Source organism: Streptomyces sp. NPDC085944 (genome assembly GCF_040686295.1).
Lineage (GTDB): Bacteria > Actinomycetota > Actinomycetes > Streptomycetales > Streptomycetaceae > Streptomyces > Streptomyces salinarius.
Map to the genome: position 1 here is coordinate 286,963 of NZ_JBFBJX010000009.1, position 19,909 is coordinate 306,871.

Below are 19,909 nucleotides of genomic sequence, written 5' to 3' on the forward strand. Positions count from 1 at the left end.
CCCGCGCCGCACGCTCGGTGCCATGACCTCGAGAACGCGTGTGGTGGTGATCGGCGCCGGACTCGCGGGCGTGACGCTCGCCCGGCGCCTCGGTGAGCTGGGCACGCCCGCGCTGCTGGTCGGCGACGAGGAGCACCGCCCGTACAACCGGGTGCTGCTCGCCGAGGTGCTGGCCGGACGGTACGGCGCCGAGGTGATCGCCCTGCCGGCGCCCGCCGGGCTGCTGCGCGGCCGGGTCACCGGCATCGACCGGGCCGGGCGGACCGTGCGCTGCGCCGACGGGTCGGTGATCGCGTACGACACGCTCGTCCTGGCCACCGGCTCCAACGCGGTGCTGCCGCCCCTGCGCGGCCTGTTCACGCCGGACCACGAGCTGCCCGAGGGCGTGCACGCGTTCCGGACGATGGACGACTGCCTCGGGTTGTCGAAGGCGGTACGGCCGGGGGTGCGGGCGGCCGTGATCGGCGGCGGGCTGCTCGGGGTGTCCGCCGCCCGTGCGCTGGCCGTGCGCGGCGCCCAGGTCGTCCTCGCCCAGCAGTCCGAGCGGCTGATGGAGCGGCAGCTCGACCCGGCGGCCTCCGCACTGGTCCGGCGGCACCTGGAGGGCCTCGGCGTGGAGGTGCACACCGAGTGCCGGGTACGGGACGTGCGCAGCGTCGGCGGGGCGGTGCGGTCGGTGGAGATGGGCGACGGGTACGCCCTCGGCGCCGATCTGGTGGTGCTCGCCTGCGGGGTCCGGCCGCGGGCCGGGCTGGCGCGGGAGGCGGGACTGGCGGTCGGCAAGGGCGTCCTCGTCGACGACGAGCTGCGCACCTCCGACCCGCACATCCGCGCGATCGGCGACTGCGCCCAGCACGCGGACCGCGTCTACGGCCTGGCCGCGCCCGCCCTCGAACAGGCCGGCGCCCTCGCCGAGCTGCTCGCCGGGGACGGCACCGCCCGCTACACCGGCACCCGCTCGCTGACCCGGCTCACCCTCACCGGGTCCGGCGGCTCCTTCGACCCCCTCGACCTCGCCGCGTTCGGCGAGACCGACCCCCGCCCCGGCGACGACGTCGTGCAGCTCGCCGACGCCACCCAGGGCACCTACCGCAAGGTCGTCGTCCGCGACGACCGGCTGGTGGGCGGGGTCCTGGTCGGCGAACTCGGCACCGTCGGCGCGCTGGCGCGCGCCTGGGAGGGAGCAGAGCCGCTCCCCTCCGACGGCGGCCCCCTGCTCCACCTGCTCACCCAAGACGGAGGCTCCTGATGACCGCCACCCCGGGGAACCCCCCGACGATCGTGCTGGTCGGCCACGGCATGGTCGGCCAGCGCTTCCTGGAGGCCCTCGCCGAGCGCGGCCTGACCGGCACCCACCGCGTGGTCGTCCTGTGCGAGGAGCCGCGCCCCGCCTACGACCGCGTCCAGCTCACCTCGTACTTCTCGGGGAAGACCCCCGAGGACCTGTCGCTGACCGACATGGCCTTCATCGGGGAGCACGGCATCGAGCTGCGCGTCGGCGACCCGGCCGAGACGATCGACCGGGAGGCGCGCAAGGTGACCGCCCGGTCGGGGCTGGTCGTCGAGTACGACATCCTCGTCCTGGCCACCGGGTCCTACCCCTTCGTCCCGCCGGTCCCCGGCAAGGACGCCGAGGGCTGCTTCGTCTACCGCACGATCGAGGACCTCCTCGCCATCGAGGAGTACGCGAAGAACGCGACGACCGGTGCCGTGGTCGGAGGCGGGCTGCTCGGCCTGGAGGCCGCCGGTGCGCTCAAGGGGCTCGGACTCACCTCGCACATCGTGGAGTTCGCGCCCCGTCTGATGCCGGTGCAGGTCGACGAGGGCGGCGGCGCGGCGCTGCTGCGCACCATCGAGGAGATGGGCCTGTCCGTCCACACGGGCGTCGGCACCCAGGAGATCGTGACCGGCGCGGACGGCGCCGTCACCGGCATGAAGCTGTCCGACGGCTCCGAACTCGCCACCGACCTCGTGGTGTTCAGCGCCGGTGTCCGCCCCCGCGACCAGCTGGCCCGGGACTGCGGTCTCGCGGTCGGCGAGCGCGGCGGGATCAGCGTCGACGAGCGGTGCCGCACGGTCACCGACGAGCGCGTGTTCGCGATCGGCGAGTGCGCGCTGGCGTCCGACGGCCGGGTGTACGGACTGGTGGCACCCGGTTACGAGCAGGCCGAGACGGCCGCCGCGACGATCGCCGACGACGAGGCGTCCTTCACCGGCGCCGACCTGTCCACCAAGCTGAAGCTGCTCGGCGTGGACGTGGCCTCCTTCGGCGACGCGCACGGCACCGCCGAGGACTGCCTGGACGTCGTCTACTCCGACTCCCGCGCGGGCCTGTACAAGAAGCTGGTCGTGGGCCGCGACGGCACGCTGCTCGGCGGCATCCTGGTCGGCGACGCGGAGGCGTACGGCACCCTGCGCGCCTTCACCGGTTCGGTCCCGCCGGTCTCCCCCGAGTCCCTGGTGCTGCCCGCCGGTGCCGGGGCCCCGGCCCAGCTCGGCCCGGCCGCGCTGCCCGACGACGCGGTGATCTGCTCCTGCCACAACGTCACCAAGGGCACCATCCGGGGCGCGGTGACGGAGCACTCCTGCACGACCGTGCCCGAGGTGAAGAAGTGCACCAGGGCCGGTACCGGCTGCGGCTCCTGTGTGAAGGTGCTCGGCCAGCTCGTCACCGCCGAGCTGGAGGCGAGCGGCGTCGAGGTCGACAAGGGGCTGTGCGGCTGCTTCGCGCAGACCCGCGAGGAGCTGTACGAGATCGTCCGCGCTCTGCGGATCACCTCCTACCGCGAGTTGCTCGACCGGCACGGCCGGGACGGCGCCCGGGGCGGTGAGGGCTGCGAGGTGTGCAAGCCGGCGGTCGGCTCGATCATCGCCTCGCTGGCCCCGGCGATCGGCGCGAGCGGCTACGTCCTGGACGGCGAGCAGGCGGCGCTCCAGGACACCAACGACCACTTCCTCGCCAACCTCCAGCGCAACGGCTCGTACTCCGTCGTCCCGCGCATCCCGGGGGGCGAGATCGCGCCGGAGAAGCTGATCGTCATCGGCGAGATCGCCCGGGACTTCGGGCTCTACACCAAGATCACCGGCGGCCAGCGCATCGACATGTTCGGCGCCCGCGTCGAGCAGCTCCCGCTGATCTGGGCGCGGCTGGTGGACGCCGGCTTCGAGTCCGGGCACGCGTACGGCAAGTCGCTGCGCACGGTGAAGTCCTGCGTGGGGCAGACCTGGTGCCGCTACGGCGTCCAGGACTCCGTGCGCATGGCGATCGACCTGGAGCTGCGCTACCGGGGCCTGCGCTCCCCGCACAAGCTGAAGTCGGCGGTCTCCGGGTGCGCCCGCGAGTGCGCCGAGGCCCAGTCCAAGGACTTCGGGGTGATCGCCACGTCCAACGGCTGGAACCTGTACGTCGGCGGCAACGGCGGCGCCACCCCGCGCCACGCGGACCTCCTCGCGCAGGACCTCTCCGACGCCGAACTGGTCCTCCTGATCGATCGCTTCTTGATGTTCTACATCCGCACCGCCGACAAGCTGGAGCGCACCTCCACCTGGCTGGAGCGCATCCCCGGCGGCCTGGACCACGTACGGGACGTGGTGGTGCACGACTCGCTCGGCATCTGCGACGAGCTGGAGTCCCTGATGTCCGCCCACGTCGCGCACTACCGCGACGAGTGGGCCGAGACCATCAACGACCCGCAGAAGCTGGCCCGGTTCGTGTCCTTCGTGAACGCTCCCGGCACCCCCGACCCGGTCGTGGGCTTCGTGCCCGAGCGCGACCAGATGAAGCCCGACCTGCCGCTGCTGGACATCGGCCTGCGGCGCCCCTCGCACGACGACCTCCTGGAAGGAAGCACCCGGCGATGACCCTGGCACCCGAGACCCTGGCACCCGAGATCCCGGCATCCGGGACGACCGGGCTGAAGGTCCGGCTCCGGCTGACCGACGACTGGTTCACGGCCTGCGACCTCGGCGCCCTGCTCCCCGGCCGGGGCGTGGCGGCCCTGCTGCCGGACGGCGGCCAGGTGGCCCTGTTCCGGGACCGGAACGGCGGGCTGTACGCCATCGACAACCGGGACCCGTTCACCGGAGCGGCCGTTCTCTCCCGGGGTCTGACCGGCACGCACCGGGGCCGCCCGTTCGTCGCCTCCCCGCTGCTCAAGCAGCGCTTCGACCTCACGACCGGCGAGTGCCTGGACGACGAGGCGATGCGCGTGGAGACGTATCAGGTGAAGGCCGTCAGGGCCGTGCGGGCCGCCTGAGCCGGCCCCCCGCGCGGGCGGGCTCAGGGCAGCAGCGGCTCGTAGACGACCCCGGTCAGCCGCTCGGAGGCGGCCCACAGCCGCTCCCCCATCGTGTCGTCGACGGTCCAGGACGCCCGCCGGGACGGTGCGGGCGACCCGCGCCGCATCGGGAAGGGCGGGCCGGTGAAGGAGTCGGAGGGGACGCCGGGCGCGGTCGCCGCGTACAGGACGGGCAGCGCGCCGGCCTCCGGCGACTGGGCGACGACCCGGTTCCCGAGCCGCGCCAGCCGCTCGGCGAGCCGGCGCCCCTCGGCGCGCGGCCCGGCGGTCTGCAGTCCCGTGTCGGCGTATCCGGGGTGGGCGGCGACCGCGCGTACGTCCGAGGCGCCCTCGCGGGCCGCGAGCCGGCGCGCCAGCTCGTGGGTGAAGAGCAGGTTGGCGGACTTGGAGCGGGCGTAGGCGGTCCAGCGCCCGTACCGCCGCACGCTGTTGAGGTCGCGCGGATCGACGTTGGCCAGCAGGTGCAGGAGGCTGGAGACGGTCACGATCCGTGCGCCGGGCGCGGCGAGCAGGGAGGGCAGCAGCAGCCCGGTGAGGGCGAAGTGCCCCAGGTGGTTGACGCCGAACTGGGTCTCGAAGCCGTCCGCCGTCGTGCCGTGGGGCAGCGCCATCACCCCGGCGTTGTTGACGAGCAGGTCGACCCGTTCGTACGGCAGCGCGTAGGCGAACTCCCGGACCGAGCCCAGGTCGCCGAGGTCCAGCCGCGCCGCTTCCACGGCGGCGGCGGGCACCTCGCCGCGCAGGCGTGCCACGGCCGCGCTCCCCCGCGCCTCGCTGCGGCAGGCGAGCACGACGGTCGCGCCCCTGCGCGCCAGCTCCCGGGCGATGACGTAGCCCAGGCCGCCGTTGGCACCGGTCACGACGGCGACGCGCCCGTCCTGGTCGGGGATGTCATCCGTGTTCCAGCCGGTCATCCACGGCTCCTTCGCTGGTCGGACCGGTCTCACCGTACGCGCCCGGCCCCTGTGAGCGGAGAGCTACCGTCCGGTCACGTCACGTTCTCGTCACGAGTCCTTCATATCTCCACCACATCTCGCGCACCTCAATAGCTTCGTCACTTCCTACTCGTTCATCCGCACCAACGACACCACTTCCGGGACTCTCGATGAAGCTGCTCCGCAAGCCCGCCGCCGTGACCGTCGCCGCGCTGGCCCTGGCCGCCCTGCCCGCTGCCGCCGCCCAGGCGCACGACGGCACCCACCCGTTCAAGAACTGCACCGAGGCGTACGACGCCGGGTACTCCAACATCCAGAAGGGTGACGCGCACTACGGCGAGCACCTGGACCGCGACAAGGACGGTGTCGGCTGCGACAAGCCGCCGGCGGGCTTCGTGCCGGCGAGCGACAAGGGCACCAAGGGCGCCGAGGACACCGACGACGCGGCGGGTTCCGGCAACGGGAAGAGCGGCGGGGACGAGGCCGCCGGACGGGAGGGCACCGACCTGGCCGAGACCGGCGGCGACGACAGCACGCCGTACATCGCGGCGGGCGGGGCGGTCGTCGTGCTCGCCGGCGGCGGACTGCTGCTGGCCGTGCGCCGGCGCCGCGGGGACGGCGGCGCGGCCTGACGACCGGCCCGGCCCCGCGTCACGGGGCCCCGCAGCCCCGCCCGTTCAGCGACGGGGCTCCCGCGCCCTGGGCCGGGGCTCCCGCGTCGCCGTGGGCCGGGGCTCCGGTGTCCTCAGGCTGAAGGCGGCGCTGCTCAGCCAGCGCCGTGCGGCCCGGGCCACCGGGCGCTCGACGAACCGCTGCACGACGTACGACAGCGCGACCAGCGCGGCGACGGTGACGCAGACCAGGGTCCACGGGTCGACCCGGTCGCCGAAGCGGTGCAGGACGTTGACGCCGATGGCGTCGTGCAGCAGGTACAGCGGGAAGGTCAGGGTGCCCGCGACGGTCAGTCCGCGCCAGTGGATGCGACTGGTCCAGCCCAGGGCGACGGCGGCGATCAGCAGGAAGAACACCGTGACGACCAGCACCAGCCAGGCGCGGCCGGGCTGCCACAGGTCCCAGTTGAGGCGGCCCCCGTCGGGCGTCAGCAGGTAGTGCAGCGCCACCAGCCACGACATGGCGACGATCCCCCACAGCAGCGGGGTGGGCCGGTAGCGGTACATGAGGTAGAAGGCCATGCCCGCGATGAAGTAGGGGGCGGACGGCGGGTTCACCAGCAGCGTCAGCAGGTGGATGTCGGCGCTGGGCGCGAGGACGGCGGCGACGGTCCACAGCCCGCAGTAGATCACCACGCGCTGGTAGGTCAGGCCCTTCCACACCACGACCGCGAAAGTCAGGTAGAAGCACAACTCGGGCCAGAGCGTCCAGTAGACGGAGTCCAGGTGCTCCACGCCGAGCGGGGTCTGGAGCATCGTCAGGTTGGCGAAGATCACGCGCGGCGACGGATGCCCGAAGGGGTTGTCGGCGAAGAAGATCACACACCCGCTGATCAGGATCGCCGCCCAGTACATCGGGTAGAGCCGGGTGACGCGGGAGATGAAGAAGTCGCGCGGGGTGCGGCCCCACGCGCTCATGCAGATGACGAAACCGCTGATCAGGAAGAAGAGTTCGACGCCCAGCCGCCCGTAGGCGAAGTAGCCGTGCGCCTCGGGGAAGACGGTGTCGACGGGGCGGCCCCAGATGGTCTCCATCGTGGACGGCACCTGGCCGACGAAGTGGAAGAAGACGACCGACAGGGCCGCCAGGAACCGCAGGCCGTCCAGCGCCGCGAGCCGGTTCCTGCGGACGGGCGGGCCGGCCTGGGGGACCTGTTCCCGCGCTCCGGTGCGGGGACTGGGCACCCCGTCGGAGGGTCTGTCCCCCTCCCCGTCCCGGTGGGTCGTGCCGGCCGCTTCCCCGTGCTCCGTCTGCGTCATCCAACCACCGTTCCGGGTGTCGGCCACTGTCCCCTGCCAGGGCCCTCCAACTCTGCTGACAGCTTGCTGCTGCTCGGCCCACAGGAATTCACACCGTTGAACGTGTCACAAAAGGCGGCCGCGTGGCACGCGAAAGGCGGCACCCCCGCACGGGTGCCGCCTTTTCTCGTGGTCCGGAGCCGCCGCCGATCGGTGAGGGTGGTCGGGTGACAGACGGCGGCTCCGGGGCATTTGACCCCTGTCAGGGGTTACCGGTGGTCGCTGCCCTTCGACCGCGACGCCGCCCGGCCTGCCTCCAGGCGGGCCACCGGGATCCGGAACGGGGAGCAGGAGACGTAGTCCAGACCCACCTCGTGGAAGAAGTGCACGGACTCCGGGTCGCCGCCGTGCTCGCCGCAGACGCCGAGCTTCAGGTCGGGGCGGGTTGCGCGGCCGGCCTTCGCGGCGGCGGCGACCAGCGAGCCGACGCCGTCCTTGTCGATGGTCTCGAACGGGGAGACGCCGAAGATGCCCTTCTCCAGGTAGGCCGTGAAGAAGCTGGCCTCGACGTCGTCACGGCTGAAGCCCCACACGGTCTGGGTCAGGTCGTTGGTGCCGAAGGAGAAGAACTCCGCGGCCTCGGCGATCTGACCGGCGGTCAGCGCGGCGCGCGGCAGCTCGATCATCGTGCCGATCGACAGCTTGAGCTTGGCGCCGGTGGCGGCCTCGACCTCGGCGATGACCTGGTCGGCCTCCTCGCGGACGATCTCCAGCTCCTGGACGGTGCCGACCAGCGGGATCATGATCTCGGCCCGCGGGTCGCCCTTGGCGGCCTTGCGCTCGGCGGCGGCCTCGGCGATGGCGCGGACCTGCATGGTGAACAGGCCGGGGATGGCCAGGCCGAGCCGGACGCCGCGCAGGCCCAGCATCGGGTTCTGCTCGTGCAGCCGGTGCACGGCCTGGAGCAGGCGCAGTTCGTTCTCGTGCGGCTCCTGGCGGGACTCGGCGAGCGCGACGCGCACCGACAGCTCGGTGATGTCGGGCAGGAACTCGTGCAGCGGCGGGTCGAGGAGGCGGACGGTGACGGGCAGTCCGTCCATCGACTCGAAGAGCTGGACGAAGTCCTGCTTCTGCAGCGGCAGCAGCGCCTTGAGGGACTCCTCGCGCTCGTCCTCCGTGTCGGCCAGGATCAGCCGCTCCACCAGCTCGCGCCGGTCGCCGAGGAACATGTGCTCGGTGCGGCACAGGCCGATGCCCTGGGCGCCGAACCGGCGGGCGCGCAGCGCGTCCTCGGCGTTGTCGGCGTTGGCGCGCACCCGCAGCCGGCGCTTGCGGTCGGCGAAGGCCATGATCCGGTGCACGGCCTCGACCAGCTCGTCGGCGTCCTCGGCGCCGGCGTGCATCCGGCCCTCGAAGTACTCGACGACCGGGGAGGGCACGACCGGCACCTCGCCGAGGTAGACCTTGCCGGAGGAGCCGTCGATGGAGATCACGTCGCCCTCCTCGACGACGTGCCCGCCGGGCACGGTCATCCGGCGGCGCTTGGTGTCGACCTCCAGCTCCTCGGCGCCGCAGACACAGGTCTTGCCCATGCCGCGCGCGACCACGGCCGCGTGGGAGGTCTTGCCGCCGCGCGAGGTCAGGATGCCCTCGGCGGCGATCATGCCGTCCAGGTCGTCGGGGTTGGTCTCGCGGCGGACCAGGATGACCTTCTCGCCGGAGCGGGACCACTTGACGGCGGTGTACGAGTCGAAGACGGCCTTGCCGACCGCCGCGCCCGGCGATGCGGCGATGCCCCGGCCGACCTTCTCGACCTTCGCCTCCTCGTCGAAGCGGGGGAACATCAGCTGGGCGAGCTGGGCGCCGTTGACCCTCTGGAGGGCTTCGGCCTCGTCGATCAGGCCCTGGTCGACGAGCTGGGTGGCGATGCGGAAGGCGGCGCCCGCGGTGCGCTTGCCGACGCGGGTCTGGAGCATCCACAGCTGGCCGCGCTCGATGGTGAACTCGATGTCGCACAGGTCCAGGTAGTGGTTCTCCAGCGTCTCCATGATCTGCATCAGCTGGTCGTACGACTTCTTGTCGATCTGCTCCAGCTCCGCCAGCGCGACCGTGTTGCGGATGCCGGCGACGACGTCCTCGCCCTGGGCGTTCTGGAGGTAGTCGCCGTAGACGCCCTGGTGGCCGCTCGCGGGGTCCCTCGTGAACGCGACACCCGTGCCGGAGTCGGGGCCGAGGTTGCCGAAGACCATGGAGCACACGTTGACGGCGGTGCCGAGGTCGTGCGGGATGCGCTCCTGGCGGCGGTAGAGCTTGGCGCGCTCGCCGTTCCAGGAGTCGAAGACCGCCTTGATGGCGAGGTCCATCTGCTCGCGCGGGTCCTGCGGGAAGTCCCGGCCGGCCTCGGTCTTGACGATCTTCTTGAACTTGGTGACGAGCTTCTTGAGGTCGGCGGCCTCCAGCTCGGTGTCGACCGCGACCTTCTTGGCCGCCTTCGACGCCTCCAGCGCCTCCTCGAAGAGGTCGCCGTCGACGCCGAGGACGGTCTTGCCGAACATCTGGATCAGCCGGCGGTAGGAGTCCCACGCGAAGCGGTCGTCGCCGGCCTGCTTGGCCAGACCCTGCACGGACTTGTCGGACAGGCCGATGTTGAGGACGGTGTCCATCATGCCGGGCATGGAGAACTTGGCCCCGGAACGCACCGACACGAGGAGCGGGTCGTCGGCCTGGCCGAGCTTCTTGCCCATCCTGGCTTCGAGGGCGTCGAGGTGCGCACTCACCTCGTCACGCAGTGCAGCCGGCTCCTCGCCGCTGTCGAGGTAGGTCTTGCAGGCCTCGGTGGTGATGGTGAAGCCGGGAGGGACCGGCAGGCCCAGGTTGGTCATCTCGGCGAGGTTGGCGCCCTTGCCGCCGAGGAGGTCCTTGAGGTCCTTGTTGCCCTCGGTGAAGTCGTAAACGAACTTCGGCGCGTTCGCTACCTGGGGATCTTTGTTTTCCGACACGGGTCTCGACTCCTCGAGGACGCGGTGGCTGCCCTGACGGCGAGGAATGTACCCAGATCAAAGGCGTCTCGGTACGTCCACTTGCGCGTCGTGCGCCTGTAACCACTCGTCCGCCACCGGATCGAAAGTCAAGGCTTGGCAAGCGACCCGCCACTTGTGTTTTCACTTCTTGAACGCATGTACGCACGAACATCCTGTGGTGCGCTCACTTGAGCGTCATTCTCCACGTTTGAGTTCGATCGATGAACGATCAAGGCGTGACACTCAGTGCCACACCTTGGAGAAGTGGAGTCGTTCAAGATTCGCTCATCTGAGCGCTCCCCCTATCAGAGGTGGCGAGAATCACGCTCCCACAGACCGCCGGATTTCACCATCCGGACCGGTGAACGGACCGCTCGCGCCGGACGTACGAGAGGGCGGCGGGCCCCGGCCCCCTCGCCGGGGCCCGCCGTCCACCGGGTTTCGTACGGAAGGACCTTCGGGTGCCCGTCATCACGCCTTTCCGCCGGTCGCGGCGGCCCCCCGACGACGCTCCCGACGACCCCGGCGCACCCGGTCCCGCCCCGCTGGAGACCCTCAGCACCCGGCTCGCCCACTGGCGTACCTGGCGCACCCGGCACCGGCGCACCGCCGTCGTCGTCCGCCGGGTCACGACGACCCTTTCGGCCATTCTCGTTCTCGGGGCGCTCCTGCTGCCCAACACCTTCGTCGCCCTGGAGCCCAGCCGCTTCGCGCGGATCCCGGCGGAGGCGGTCGTCGCGGCGGTGCTGCTGCTCTGCCTGCCCCGGGTGCCGCGGCTGGTGGCGGCGGCGCTGTTCGGGACCGCCCTCGGCGCGCTGACCGTGCTGAACCTGCTCGACATGGGCTTCACGGAGTACCTGGGCCGGAGCTTCAACCTCGTCCTGGACTGGGGGCTGCTCGACGACGCCCGGTCCTACGTCGCCGACTCGATGGGCGGGGCGGCGGCGGCCTGGGCGACCGTGGGCGCCGTCGCGCTGGCCGCGGCGCTGCTGGTGCTCATGGCGCTGGCGGCGGTCCGGCTCGGCGAGCTGCTCGCCGCGCATCGGGAGCGGGCCGCGCGGGGCGCGCTGATGGCGGCCACCGTGTGGATGACCTGCGTGGCGCTGGGCGTGCAGACCTTCGGCGTGCCGCTCGCCACCACGGGCGCCTCCCGGGCCGCCGAGGCGCAGGCGCACCGGGTGGTGGACACGCTGCGGGACGAGGCGGCCTTCGCGAAGGAGGCGAAGGCGGACCGCTTCGGCGCCACACCCGGCGCGCAGCTGGTACCGGACCTGCGCGGCAAGGACATGGTCTTCGCGTTCATCGAGAGCTACGGCCGCAGCGCCGTCGAGGACCCGGTGATGGCACCGGGTGTCGGCCGGACGCTGGACGCGCGCACCGAGGCGCTGGCGAAGGCGGGCTTCCACGCCCGCAGCGGCTGGCTGACCTCGGCGACGTACGGCGGCAGCAGCTGGCTGGGCCACTCCACCTTCCTGTCCGGTCTGTGGGTGGACAACCAGCAGCGCTACCGCACCGTGACCGCGGGCGACCACCTCACCCTCACCAAGGCGTTCGAGAAGACCGGCGACTGGGACACGGTCGGGATCATGCCCGGGGTGCAGAAGGCCTGGCCGGAGGCGGACTGGTACGGCCTGGACAAGGTGTACGACGCCTTCGGCATGGGCTACCGGGGGCCGAAGTTCAGCTGGTCGACGATGCCGGACCAGTACGCGCTGGAGGCGTTCCAGCGTCTGGAGCACGGCAGGAAGCGCGACAGGCCGCTGATGGCGGAGGTCATCCTCACCTCCAGCCACCAGCCCTGGGCGCCGATCCCGCGGATGGTCGGCTGGGACGAGGTCGGCGACGGGTCGGTGTACGACGGCATCGAGGCGGCGGGCGTCAAGGCGTCCGACGTCATCACCGACTCCGCCCGCTCGAAGGCGGAGTACGGCAGGTCGATCCAGTACTCGGTCACCAGTCTCACCCAGTGGCTGGAGCGCTACGGCACGGACGACACCGTCCTGGTCTTCCTGGGCGACCACCAGCCGCTCGCCCGCGTCAGCGGCGACCACGCGAGCCGGGACGTGCCGGTGTCGATCGTCGCCAAGGACCCGAAGGTGCTCGACGCGATCGACGACTGGCACTGGACGGAGGGGCTCGAGCCGGCGAAGGACGCCCCGGTGTGGCGGATGAGTTCCTTCCGCGACCGCTTCCTGACGGCGTACGGCTCGACCCCGCACCCCACCGGCGCGGGGGACTGATCAGCCGCCGGAGGTGTCCAGCTCGGCGTCCTCGGCGACGCCCGCGCAGTCGTACGGGTCCTTGAGCCAGCCGTCGGGCAGGACCACGCGGTTGTTGCCGGAGGTGCGGCCGCGGGGGCCGTCGGCGCCGGTGGGCCAGGGCTGGTCGAGGTCCAGCTCGTCCAGCCCGGCGCGCAGGGCCTCCAGCGAGGAGGTGATCGCGAGCCGCTTGCGCATCTCGGAGCCGACGGCGAAGCCCTTGAGGTACCAGGCGACGTGCTTGCGGAAGTCGATGACGCCGCGTGCTTCGTCGCCGATCCACTCCCCCAGCAGCGTGGCGTGCCGGACCATCACGTCGGCGACCTCGCGCAGGGTGGGCCGCACGAAGGAGTCGGTGCGGCCCTCGAAGGCGGCGACCAGGTCGGCGAAGAGCCACGGCCGCCCCAGGCAGCCGCGTCCGACCACGACGCCGTCGCAGCCGGTCTCGCGGACCATGCGCAGCGCGTCCTGGGCGGACCAGATGTCGCCGTTGCCCAGCACCGGGATCTCCGGGACGTGCTCCTTGAGGCGGGCGATGGCGTCCCAGTCGGCGGTGCCGCCGTAGTGCTGGGCGGTGGTGCGGCCGTGCAGGGCGACGGCGGTGACGCCCTCCTCGACGGCGATGCGGCCGGCATCGAGGTAGGTGAGGTGGTCGTCGTCGAGGCCCTTGCGCATCTTCATCGTGACGGGCAGGTCGCCGGCGCCGGTGACGGCCTCGCGGACGATGGCCCGCAGCAGGTTCCGCTTGTACGGCAGCGCCGAGCCGCCGCCCTTGCGGGTCACCTTGGGAACCGGGCATCCGAAGTTCAGGTCGATGTGGTCGGCCAGGTCCTCCTCCGCGATCATGCGGACGGCCTTGCCGACGGTCACCGGGTCCACGCCGTACAGCTGGATCGAGCGCGGGGTCTCGGTCGCGTCGAAGTGGATCAGCTGCATGGTCTTCTCGTTGCGCTCGACCAGCGCTCGGGTGGTGATCATCTCGCTCACGAACAGGCCCTTGCCCCCACTGAACTCCCTGCACAGCGTGCGGAAGGGCGCGTTGGTGATCCCGGCCATCGGGGCCAGCACCACGGGCGGGGCGACGGTGTGCGGGCCGATCCCGAGCGGCGCGGCGGTGGTGTCGGGGGCGGGCGTGGTGAGCGTGGACATTCCCCCATTGTCACGCACGCGGGGCGGTGCCCGCCGCGCCCTGTGGACAAAGATCGTGCATCAGTCATTAGTTAGACGCACTATCGAAGTAGGCGTAGGCTGGAGTTCATGCCCGAGCTCACCCATCGCCGCCGCATGCTCGTGCTCGCCATCTGCTGCATGAGCCTGCTGATCGTGAGTATCGACAACACGATCCTCAACGTCGCCCTCCCCTCCATGCAGCGCGACCTGCACGCGAGCACGTCGGGCCTGCAGTGGGCCATCGACGCGTACACGCTGGTGCTGGCCGCGCTGCTGATGCTGTCCGGCTCCACAGCCGACCGGATCGGCCGCAAACGGGTCTTCATGACCGGCCTGGTGATCTTCACCCTCGGCTCGCTGCTGTGCTCGCTGGCGCCCGGCCTGTCCTCGCTGGTCGTCTTCCGGATGATGCAGGCGGTGGGCGGTTCGATGCTCAACCCGGTCGCCATGTCGATCATCACCAACACCTTCACCGACCCTCGCGAACGGGCCCGGGCGATCGGCGTCTGGGGCGCGGTGGTCGGCATATCCATGGCCGCGGGGCCGCTGGTGGGCGGGCTCCTCGTGGAGTCGGTCGGCTGGCGCTCGATCTTCTGGGTCAACCTCCCGGTGGGCCTGGCCGCCCTCCTCCTCACCCTCCGCTTCGTCCCCGAGTCCCGCGCGCCCAAGGCCCGCCGGCCCGACCCGCTGGGCCAGCTGATGGTGATCGTGCTGTTCGGCTCCCTGACGTACGCGATCATCGAGGCGCCGAACGCCGGGTTCACCAGCGTGCTGCCCTTCGCCGCCCTGGCGCTCGCCGCGCTGATCGGCCTGCTGGTGCACGAGCCGCGCCGCACCGACCCCCTCATCGAGCTGCGCTTCTTCCGGTCGGCGCCGTTCAGCGGGGCCACCGTCATCGCGATCAGCGCCTTCGCCGCGCTGGGCGGCTTCCTGTTCCTGTCCACGCTGTACCTGCAGAACGTGCGCGGGCTGAGCGCCCTGGAGGCCGGCCTGTGGATGCTGCCGATGGCCGTGCCGACCTTCCTGTGCGCCCCGCTGTCCGGGCGGCTGGTCGGCAGCCGGGGGCCGCGCCTGCCGCTGCTGATCGCGGGCGGGGCGCTGACCGTGAGCGGGACCCTCTTCGCCGCCTTCGAGGCCGAGACGTCCGACCTCACCCTCTTCCTCGGCTACGTCCTGTTCGGCATCGGCTTCGGCTTCGTCAACGCGCCCATCACCAACACCGCGGTCTCCGGCATGCCGCGCGCCCAGGCCGGGGTCGCGGCGGCCGTCGCCTCCACCAGCCGCCAGCTGGGCCAGACGCTCGGCGTGGCGGTGATCGGCGCGGTGCTGGCGACGGGCGTGAGCGCGTCGTCGTACCGCGACACCTTCGTCTCCGCCGCCCGCCCCGGCTGGTGGATCCTGGCCGCCTGCGGCCTCGCGGTCCTCGTCCTCGGCGCCGTCACCAGCGGCCGCTGGGCCCACCGCACGGCGGAGCGGACGGCCGAGCGCCTGGAATCGCCGGAGGTGCGGGAGGCGGCCCGGACGGGGGTGTGACGGCACCCGCTCCGGTCGCGGGCGGCCCGGCCGGGCGGGGCGACCCACACGGGGAGCGCCGGGCAACCCGTACGCGACATCCCGCACCGGAGCCCCGGCCCCGGGCCGGCACCCGGCATTCAGTACCCGGCACGCCGTAGTCGGCATTCAGCACCCGACGCCCCAGCACCCGGCACCCGGCACCCGGCACCCGGCCGACAACCGCCGCCCGACACCCGGCACCCCCGGCCGACAACCGCACACCCAGCACCCGGCACCCGGCACCCGGCACCCGGCACCCGGCCTCAGCGCATCGCCGTCGGCAGGCGTTCCGCCAGCTTCGGCCAGTACTTCGTCACCGCGTCCTCCACCCCCGGCAGCGCCCGCTGTCCCGCCAGCGCCAGCGTGATCGCGGCGGCCACGCACGTCCACGCGACCGGGCCGAGCGGGGTGCAGCCGAAGAGGCGGCTGGCACCCGGGGTCTGGACGAGGGCGACCAGCGCGGCGGCGGAGCCGAGGGACGTGACCTGGACGAGGCGGCTGTCGCGGCGGTCGGCGAGGGTCTGGGCGAGCTGGGTGCCGACGACCGCGCACAGCGCCATGGTCGTCGAACGCCGCTCCGTGCCCGGCGTGAAGCGGCCCAGCAGCCAGGCCGCGGTCGCCCCCAGCGCCGTGGTCAGGGCCCGGTGCCGGATCTGCCGGATGAGGGGCTCGCCCAGCACCGCTGTGCCCAGCGGCGCGCCCGCGTCGGCGGCCTCCTGCTCCGGGTCGCCCGTCTTGGTCACCGCGACCGCCATCGCCGGGAACAGGTCGGTGAACAGGTTGACCAGCAGCATCTGGCGGGTGGACAGCGGGGCGGCGCCGCCCAGCACCGTACCGAGGATGCCGAAGCCGACCTCGCCCGCGTTGCCGCCGATCAGGATGGCGATGGCGTCGGCGACGCTGTGCCACAGCGCCCGGCCCTCCCGGACCGCCTCCACCAGGACCAGCAGGTCGTCGCCCGTCACCACCAGGTCGGCGGCGTTGCGGGCGGCGGCCGAGCCGCGGGCGCTGATGCCGACGCCGATGTCGGCGGCCCGGATCGCGGCGGCGTCGTTCGCGCCGTCGCCCACCATGCCGACGACCCGCCCGGCGTCCCGCAGGGACTCGACGACCTGGAGCTTCTGCTCGGGCGCCACCCGGGCCACGACGTCCGCGTCGCGCAGCATCCGGGACCGCGCGGTGCGGTCGGCGGCGGCGAGTTCGTCACCGGTGACCACGACCGCGTCCTCGGGCCAGCCCAGGTCGACGGCGATGGCGTGGGCGGTCTGCGGATGGTCGCCGGTCAGCACCACGGGCCGCACCCCCGCCTCGCGCAGCCCGCGCACCAGCGCCGGGGAGGTCTCGCGGGGTACGTCGGCGAGCGCCAGCAGTCCGGTGAACTCCAGCTTCGACGGCGGATGTTCGAGGACGTCGGCGGCCTTCTCGCCCCTCGCCAGGGTCCGTCGCGCCACCGCGATGATGCGCAGTCCGTCGCGGGCGAGGCGCTGCGCCACCTCGGTGGTGTCCGCGGGCGGGCCGGCGCAGGCGGGCAGCACCGTCTCCGGGGCGCCCTTGACCACCAGCACCGCGGGGCCGGTGCCGCCCTCGCGTCCGACGGCGGCCGCGTAGCCGCGGGACGTCTCGAAGGGCAGGCCCTCCTCCTGCGACCAGCCCGGGTCGTCCCCGGCCGCGTCCAGGACCGCCTCGTCGGTGGCGTGGGTGGGCCGGGCGCCGTCGCCGTTCAGCCGGGGGCAGGCGCGCGCGGCGGTCCGTACGGCGTCGGCGGTCTCCGGGTCGCCCGTGCGGCGGACCGTGCCGTCGGGAGATGCGACGCGGGAGAGCCGCAGCTTGTTCTCGGTGAGGGTGCCCGTCTTGTCGAAGCAGACGGTGTCCATCCGGCCGAGCGCCTCCAGCGTGCGCGGGGTGCGCACCAGGACGCCCCGGCGGCTCAGCCGGCGGGCCGCCGCGAGCTGCGCCACCGTCGCCACCAGCGGCAGCCCCTCGGGCACGGCGGCCACCGCCACCGACACGCCACCGGCGACGGCCTGCCGGATCGGCGCCCCGCGCAGCAGCGAGAGACCGGTGACCGCGGCGCCGCCCGCCAGGGTGAGCGGCAGCGCCTTGCGGGTCAGCTCCTGGAGCCGCGCCTGCACTCCGGCCGCCGACGGCGTACGGGCCGCCAGCGCGACCGCGCGCGCCGCCTCCGTGTGGTCCCCGGTGTCGACGACGACGGCCCGGGCCCGCCCGGCCACCACGGTCGTGCCCTCGAAGACCATGCAGTACCGCTCCGCCACCGGGGCGCGGGGGGCCGGGTCCACGCACTTGTCCACCGGCAGCGACTCGCCGGTCAGCGCGGACTCGTCCACCTCCAGGCCGTCCTCCCACAGCAGCCGCGCGTCGGCGGGCACGACGTCGTCGGCCTTCAGCTCGATCACATGACCGGGGTGCAGCTTGGCCGCGTCCACGATCAACGGCTCGCCCTCGGATGCGAACTCCGCACCCTTCCCGGCGGGTTGCCCCTCCGACGCGGTCTCCCGCGCGCCGGCGCCGGACCGCCCGGTGACGTCGGGCTCCCCCGCCGTGTCCCGGCCGGCGTGCCCGTTCCCCGGCCCGGGGCCCTCCGCCAGGCGGGCCTTCTGCTTCTGCTCGGCCAGCAGACCGGACAACGCCCGCTCCGCGCGCAGCCGTTGGAAGCCGCCGACCAGGGCGTTCAGGTCGAGGGCGCCGACCACGAGCAGCGCGTCGACGACCGACCCGAGGATCGCGGAGGCGGCCGAGCCTACCGCCAGTACCGGAGTGAGCGGATCGTCCAGCTCCCCGCGTACGGCCCGGGCCAGCTGCCACGACCAGCGGACGGGGGCCAGCACGGGCACCCGGCCCGCCCGGTCGGCCACCGCCCGCAGCCGGGCGGTGGCCTGTTCCACGACGGTCGGCTCGGGTTCGCGTTCCCGCTCCAGCCGCTCCCGCACGTCGTCGGGGTCCAGCGCGTGCCACGCCACCCGGGGCCGGGGATGCGGGGCACGGGCCATCGCCACGCCGAGCGCGGCCCGCGTCCCGGACAGCAGGGCCAGCGCCGCGCTCGCGTCCACCGGCGCGTGCCGCATCCCGAGGAGCGACGACACGCCGCCCCGGCTCCTGCCGCGCGCCTCGCCGACCGCCACCAGCAGCCCGGACAGCGCGGCTCCGGACCGGGCCAGCGTCTGCGACCGGCGCCCGACCGCACGCGCCACCGGCACCGCCCGCAGCACCCGCCACACGTCGGCCAGGCCCTGCGGCGCGAGCACGTCCGCGCCCCAGGCCACCGGGCAGTCGGCGTCGGCCAGCGCGACGGCCACGTCCCCGGCGAGCAGTCCGTCCGTCACGCTCGCGTCGGCGCCGGGCAGCGGCCGTACGACGGTGATGACGCCGCCCTCGTCCCGCAGTCCGGCCACGACGTCCGCGAGCGGGCGTCCGGCGGCGACGACCTGGTCGGCGAGGCCGGTGAAGTCGGCCAGCGCGGGGTCCTCGACCATGACCACGCGCAGTCCCGCGCGCCGTGCCGCGTCCAGCACGTCCTCGGTCCACGGGTCGGCCCCCGCGTCCGGCACCCGCAGCGCGCTGGGGTGCAGTACGACCGTGCGGGCCATCTCCAGCTGCCGCAGCCGCCCGGGGTCGCGCACGAGCACACCAGTGCGGGACAGCGCGGCGCTCAGTACGGCGTGGAAGGCGGCGGGCCCGTAGCGCGCGGCCTTGGGCGAGCCGGCGAGCACCGCCTCCGCCGCCTCCGCCACGTCGTGCTTGACGAGCAGGGTCGCGGCGGCGCCCGCCACGCTGCCCGCCGAGGCGTGGGCGGCGTAGTCCTGGGCCGGGGAGGTGCGCGGCGGTGGGCGCAGGGCGGGCCCGGCGGGCAGGCTGCCGCGGCCGGGGACGCACAACTGGTCGTGCACGACCTCGAAGGCGGCCCCGCGCGCCACCGCCTCCGCCACCTGGCAGGCGCGCAGCGCACCGTCCAGTACCAGCGAGGTCGGGCTCTGGCCGGCGCCGTGGACGGCCGCGTTGGCGACGGCGAGGGCCAGGTCCATGCCGTGGTCGCCGAGCCGCTCACGCAGCCAGGCGCGGAAGGCCGGGTTCTCGCGCAGCAGCGTCGCCACGGCGGTCACCAGGCGGGGCGAGGCCGGCAGCCGCAGCCGCGCGCCGGTCACGGCGGCGGCGATGCCCAGCATGTCGGCCCCGAGCGCGGCGGCCGCGACCCGCACCGGGGTCGGGTCGCCGGGGTGGTCCGTCTCGTCCACCAGGTCGTCCGGGCCGCCCAGGCCGTCCGGACCGGTGGCGGCGGAATGGTCCGCCCGGGTGAGTCCGTGGCGTTCGGCCAGTGCGGTGGCATGGTCCACGACGCGGTCGGTGAGCGTGTCCTCGGTCGCGGTCACGACCAGTCTGGCGAGACCGGTGTCCCAGTAGGCGAGCAGGACGTCCGGGTGCTCGGCCAGAGCCGCCGCCACCCGCCGGCCCACCCGTTCCGTACCGCCCGCCCGGCGCACCTCGTCCGTCGCGGCCGGGCGGAGCGCGAGGTGCGCGCGGGGCCCGGCCCGCCAGTCCGGCGATCCGCCGGGCAGCGCGGCACGGGCCACCCGTGCCGCCCGCGCCGCGAAGTCGGCGCCACGCACACCGGCCCGTGCGGTGCCCGCCGCCGCCCCGGCCGCGGCGCCCACGGCGGGCGCGGCACCGCGCGCGAGCAGCCGGGGGCCGGCCAGCACGAATCCCGCGACGGCGTCCTGGGAACGCGTCAGCAGTCCACCGCCCATCGCT

Annotated in this window: 11 protein-coding genes; 6 read left to right on the plus strand and 5 right to left on the minus strand. The window is 73.5% G+C overall.

Going from position 1 to position 19,909, the window contains the following annotated elements:
- Positions 1–22 precede the first annotated feature (22 nt).
- Genes AB0P07_RS20315 through nirD form a run of 3 tightly spaced genes read left to right on the plus strand, consistent with a single transcriptional unit; the run spans position 23 to position 4,256 of the window.
- Complete coding sequence (locus AB0P07_RS20315; protein ID WP_365552425.1) at positions 23–1,249, plus strand: FAD-dependent oxidoreductase; 1,227 nt, start codon at positions 23–25, stop codon at positions 1,247–1,249.
- Positions 1,249–3,861 carry a nitrite reductase large subunit NirB gene (nirB, locus tag AB0P07_RS20320; protein ID WP_365552427.1) on the plus strand — a complete coding sequence of 871 codons (2,613 nt, stop codon included), beginning with the start codon at positions 1,249–1,251 and terminating at the stop codon, positions 3,859–3,861. Before AB0P07_RS20315 ends, nirB begins: the two co-directional genes overlap by 1 nt.
- Positions 3,858–4,256: a nitrite reductase small subunit NirD gene (gene nirD / locus AB0P07_RS20325; RefSeq protein WP_365552429.1), complete on the plus strand. Its 399-nt coding sequence runs from the start codon at positions 3,858–3,860 to the stop codon at positions 4,254–4,256. Before nirB ends, nirD begins: the two co-directional genes overlap by 4 nt.
- Positions 4,257–4,279: 23 nt before the next feature.
- Here the strand turns inward: nirD and AB0P07_RS20330 are convergent, their stop codons facing one another.
- A complete protein-coding gene (locus tag AB0P07_RS20330) occupies positions 4,280–5,212 on the minus strand; it encodes an oxidoreductase (protein WP_365552431.1) in 933 nt (310 codons plus the stop codon).
- Positions 5,213–5,403: 191 nt separating this feature from the next.
- Here AB0P07_RS20330 and AB0P07_RS20335 point away from each other — a divergent pair, with 191 nt between their 5' ends.
- Complete coding sequence (locus AB0P07_RS20335) at positions 5,404–5,865, plus strand: LAETG motif-containing sortase-dependent surface protein (RefSeq protein ID WP_365552433.1); 462 nt, start codon at positions 5,404–5,406, stop codon at positions 5,863–5,865.
- A gap of 45 nt (positions 5,866–5,910) precedes the next feature.
- Here AB0P07_RS20335 and AB0P07_RS20340 read toward each other — a convergent pair whose 3' ends face one another.
- The gene (locus tag AB0P07_RS20340; protein WP_365552435.1) at positions 5,911–7,164 is read right to left on the minus strand and encodes an acyltransferase; all 1,254 of its coding nucleotides are present in this window, start codon (positions 7,162–7,164) and stop codon (positions 5,911–5,913) included.
- Between the two features lie 248 nt (positions 7,165–7,412).
- Positions 7,413–10,142, minus strand: coding sequence for a pyruvate, phosphate dikinase (ppdK, locus tag AB0P07_RS20345; protein WP_365552437.1), 2,730 nt, complete (start codon positions 10,140–10,142; stop codon positions 7,413–7,415).
- A 482-nt stretch (positions 10,143–10,624) separates the two neighbouring features.
- On the opposite strand from ppdK, the gene AB0P07_RS20350 reads away from it, so the two are divergent.
- Positions 10,625–12,403, plus strand: a complete 1,779-nt coding sequence (locus AB0P07_RS20350) for a CDP-alcohol phosphatidyltransferase (protein ID WP_365552438.1) — start codon at positions 10,625–10,627, stop codon at positions 12,401–12,403.
- Here the strand turns inward: AB0P07_RS20350 and dusB are convergent, their stop codons facing one another.
- The gene (gene dusB, locus AB0P07_RS20355; protein WP_365552440.1) at positions 12,404–13,570 is read right to left on the minus strand and encodes a tRNA dihydrouridine synthase DusB; all 1,167 of its coding nucleotides are present in this window, start codon (positions 13,568–13,570) and stop codon (positions 12,404–12,406) included.
- Between the two features lie 108 nt (positions 13,571–13,678).
- Here dusB and AB0P07_RS20360 point away from each other — a divergent pair, with 108 nt between their 5' ends.
- The gene (locus AB0P07_RS20360; protein WP_365552442.1) at positions 13,679–15,124 is read left to right on the plus strand and encodes an MFS transporter; all 1,446 of its coding nucleotides are present in this window, start codon (positions 13,679–13,681) and stop codon (positions 15,122–15,124) included.
- A gap of 284 nt (positions 15,125–15,408) precedes the next feature.
- On the opposite strand, the gene AB0P07_RS20365 is transcribed toward AB0P07_RS20360, so the two are convergent.
- On the minus strand, positions 15,409–19,905 hold the full coding sequence (locus AB0P07_RS20365; RefSeq protein WP_365552444.1) for a cation-translocating P-type ATPase: 4,497 nt from the start codon (positions 19,903–19,905) through the stop codon (positions 15,409–15,411).
- Between the last annotated feature and the right edge of the window lie 4 nt (positions 19,906–19,909).

Excerpts from the sequence above, each read along its gene's own strand:
- AB0P07_RS20315 (WP_365552425.1), top strand. The coding sequence starts at position 23 with ATGACCTCGAGAACGCGTGTGGTGGTGATCGGCGCCGGACTCGCGGGC.
- nirB (WP_365552427.1), top strand. The coding sequence starts at position 1,249 with ATGACCGCCACCCCGGGGAACCCCCCGACGATCGTGCTGGTCGGCCAC.
- nirD (WP_365552429.1), top strand. The coding sequence starts at position 3,858 with ATGACCCTGGCACCCGAGACCCTGGCACCCGAGATCCCGGCATCCGGG.
- AB0P07_RS20330 (WP_365552431.1), bottom strand. The coding sequence starts at position 5,212 with ATGACCGGCTGGAACACGGATGACATCCCCGACCAGGACGGGCGCGTC.
- AB0P07_RS20335 (WP_365552433.1), top strand. The coding sequence starts at position 5,404 with ATGAAGCTGCTCCGCAAGCCCGCCGCCGTGACCGTCGCCGCGCTGGCC.
- AB0P07_RS20340 (WP_365552435.1), bottom strand. The coding sequence starts at position 7,164 with ATGACGCAGACGGAGCACGGGGAAGCGGCCGGCACGACCCACCGGGAC.
- dusB (WP_365552440.1), bottom strand. The coding sequence starts at position 13,570 with ATGTCCACGCTCACCACGCCCGCCCCCGACACCACCGCCGCGCCGCTC.
- AB0P07_RS20360 (WP_365552442.1), top strand. The coding sequence starts at position 13,679 with ATGCCCGAGCTCACCCATCGCCGCCGCATGCTCGTGCTCGCCATCTGC.
- AB0P07_RS20365 (WP_365552444.1), bottom strand. The coding sequence starts at position 19,905 with ATGGGCGGTGGACTGCTGACGCGTTCCCAGGACGCCGTCGCGGGATTC.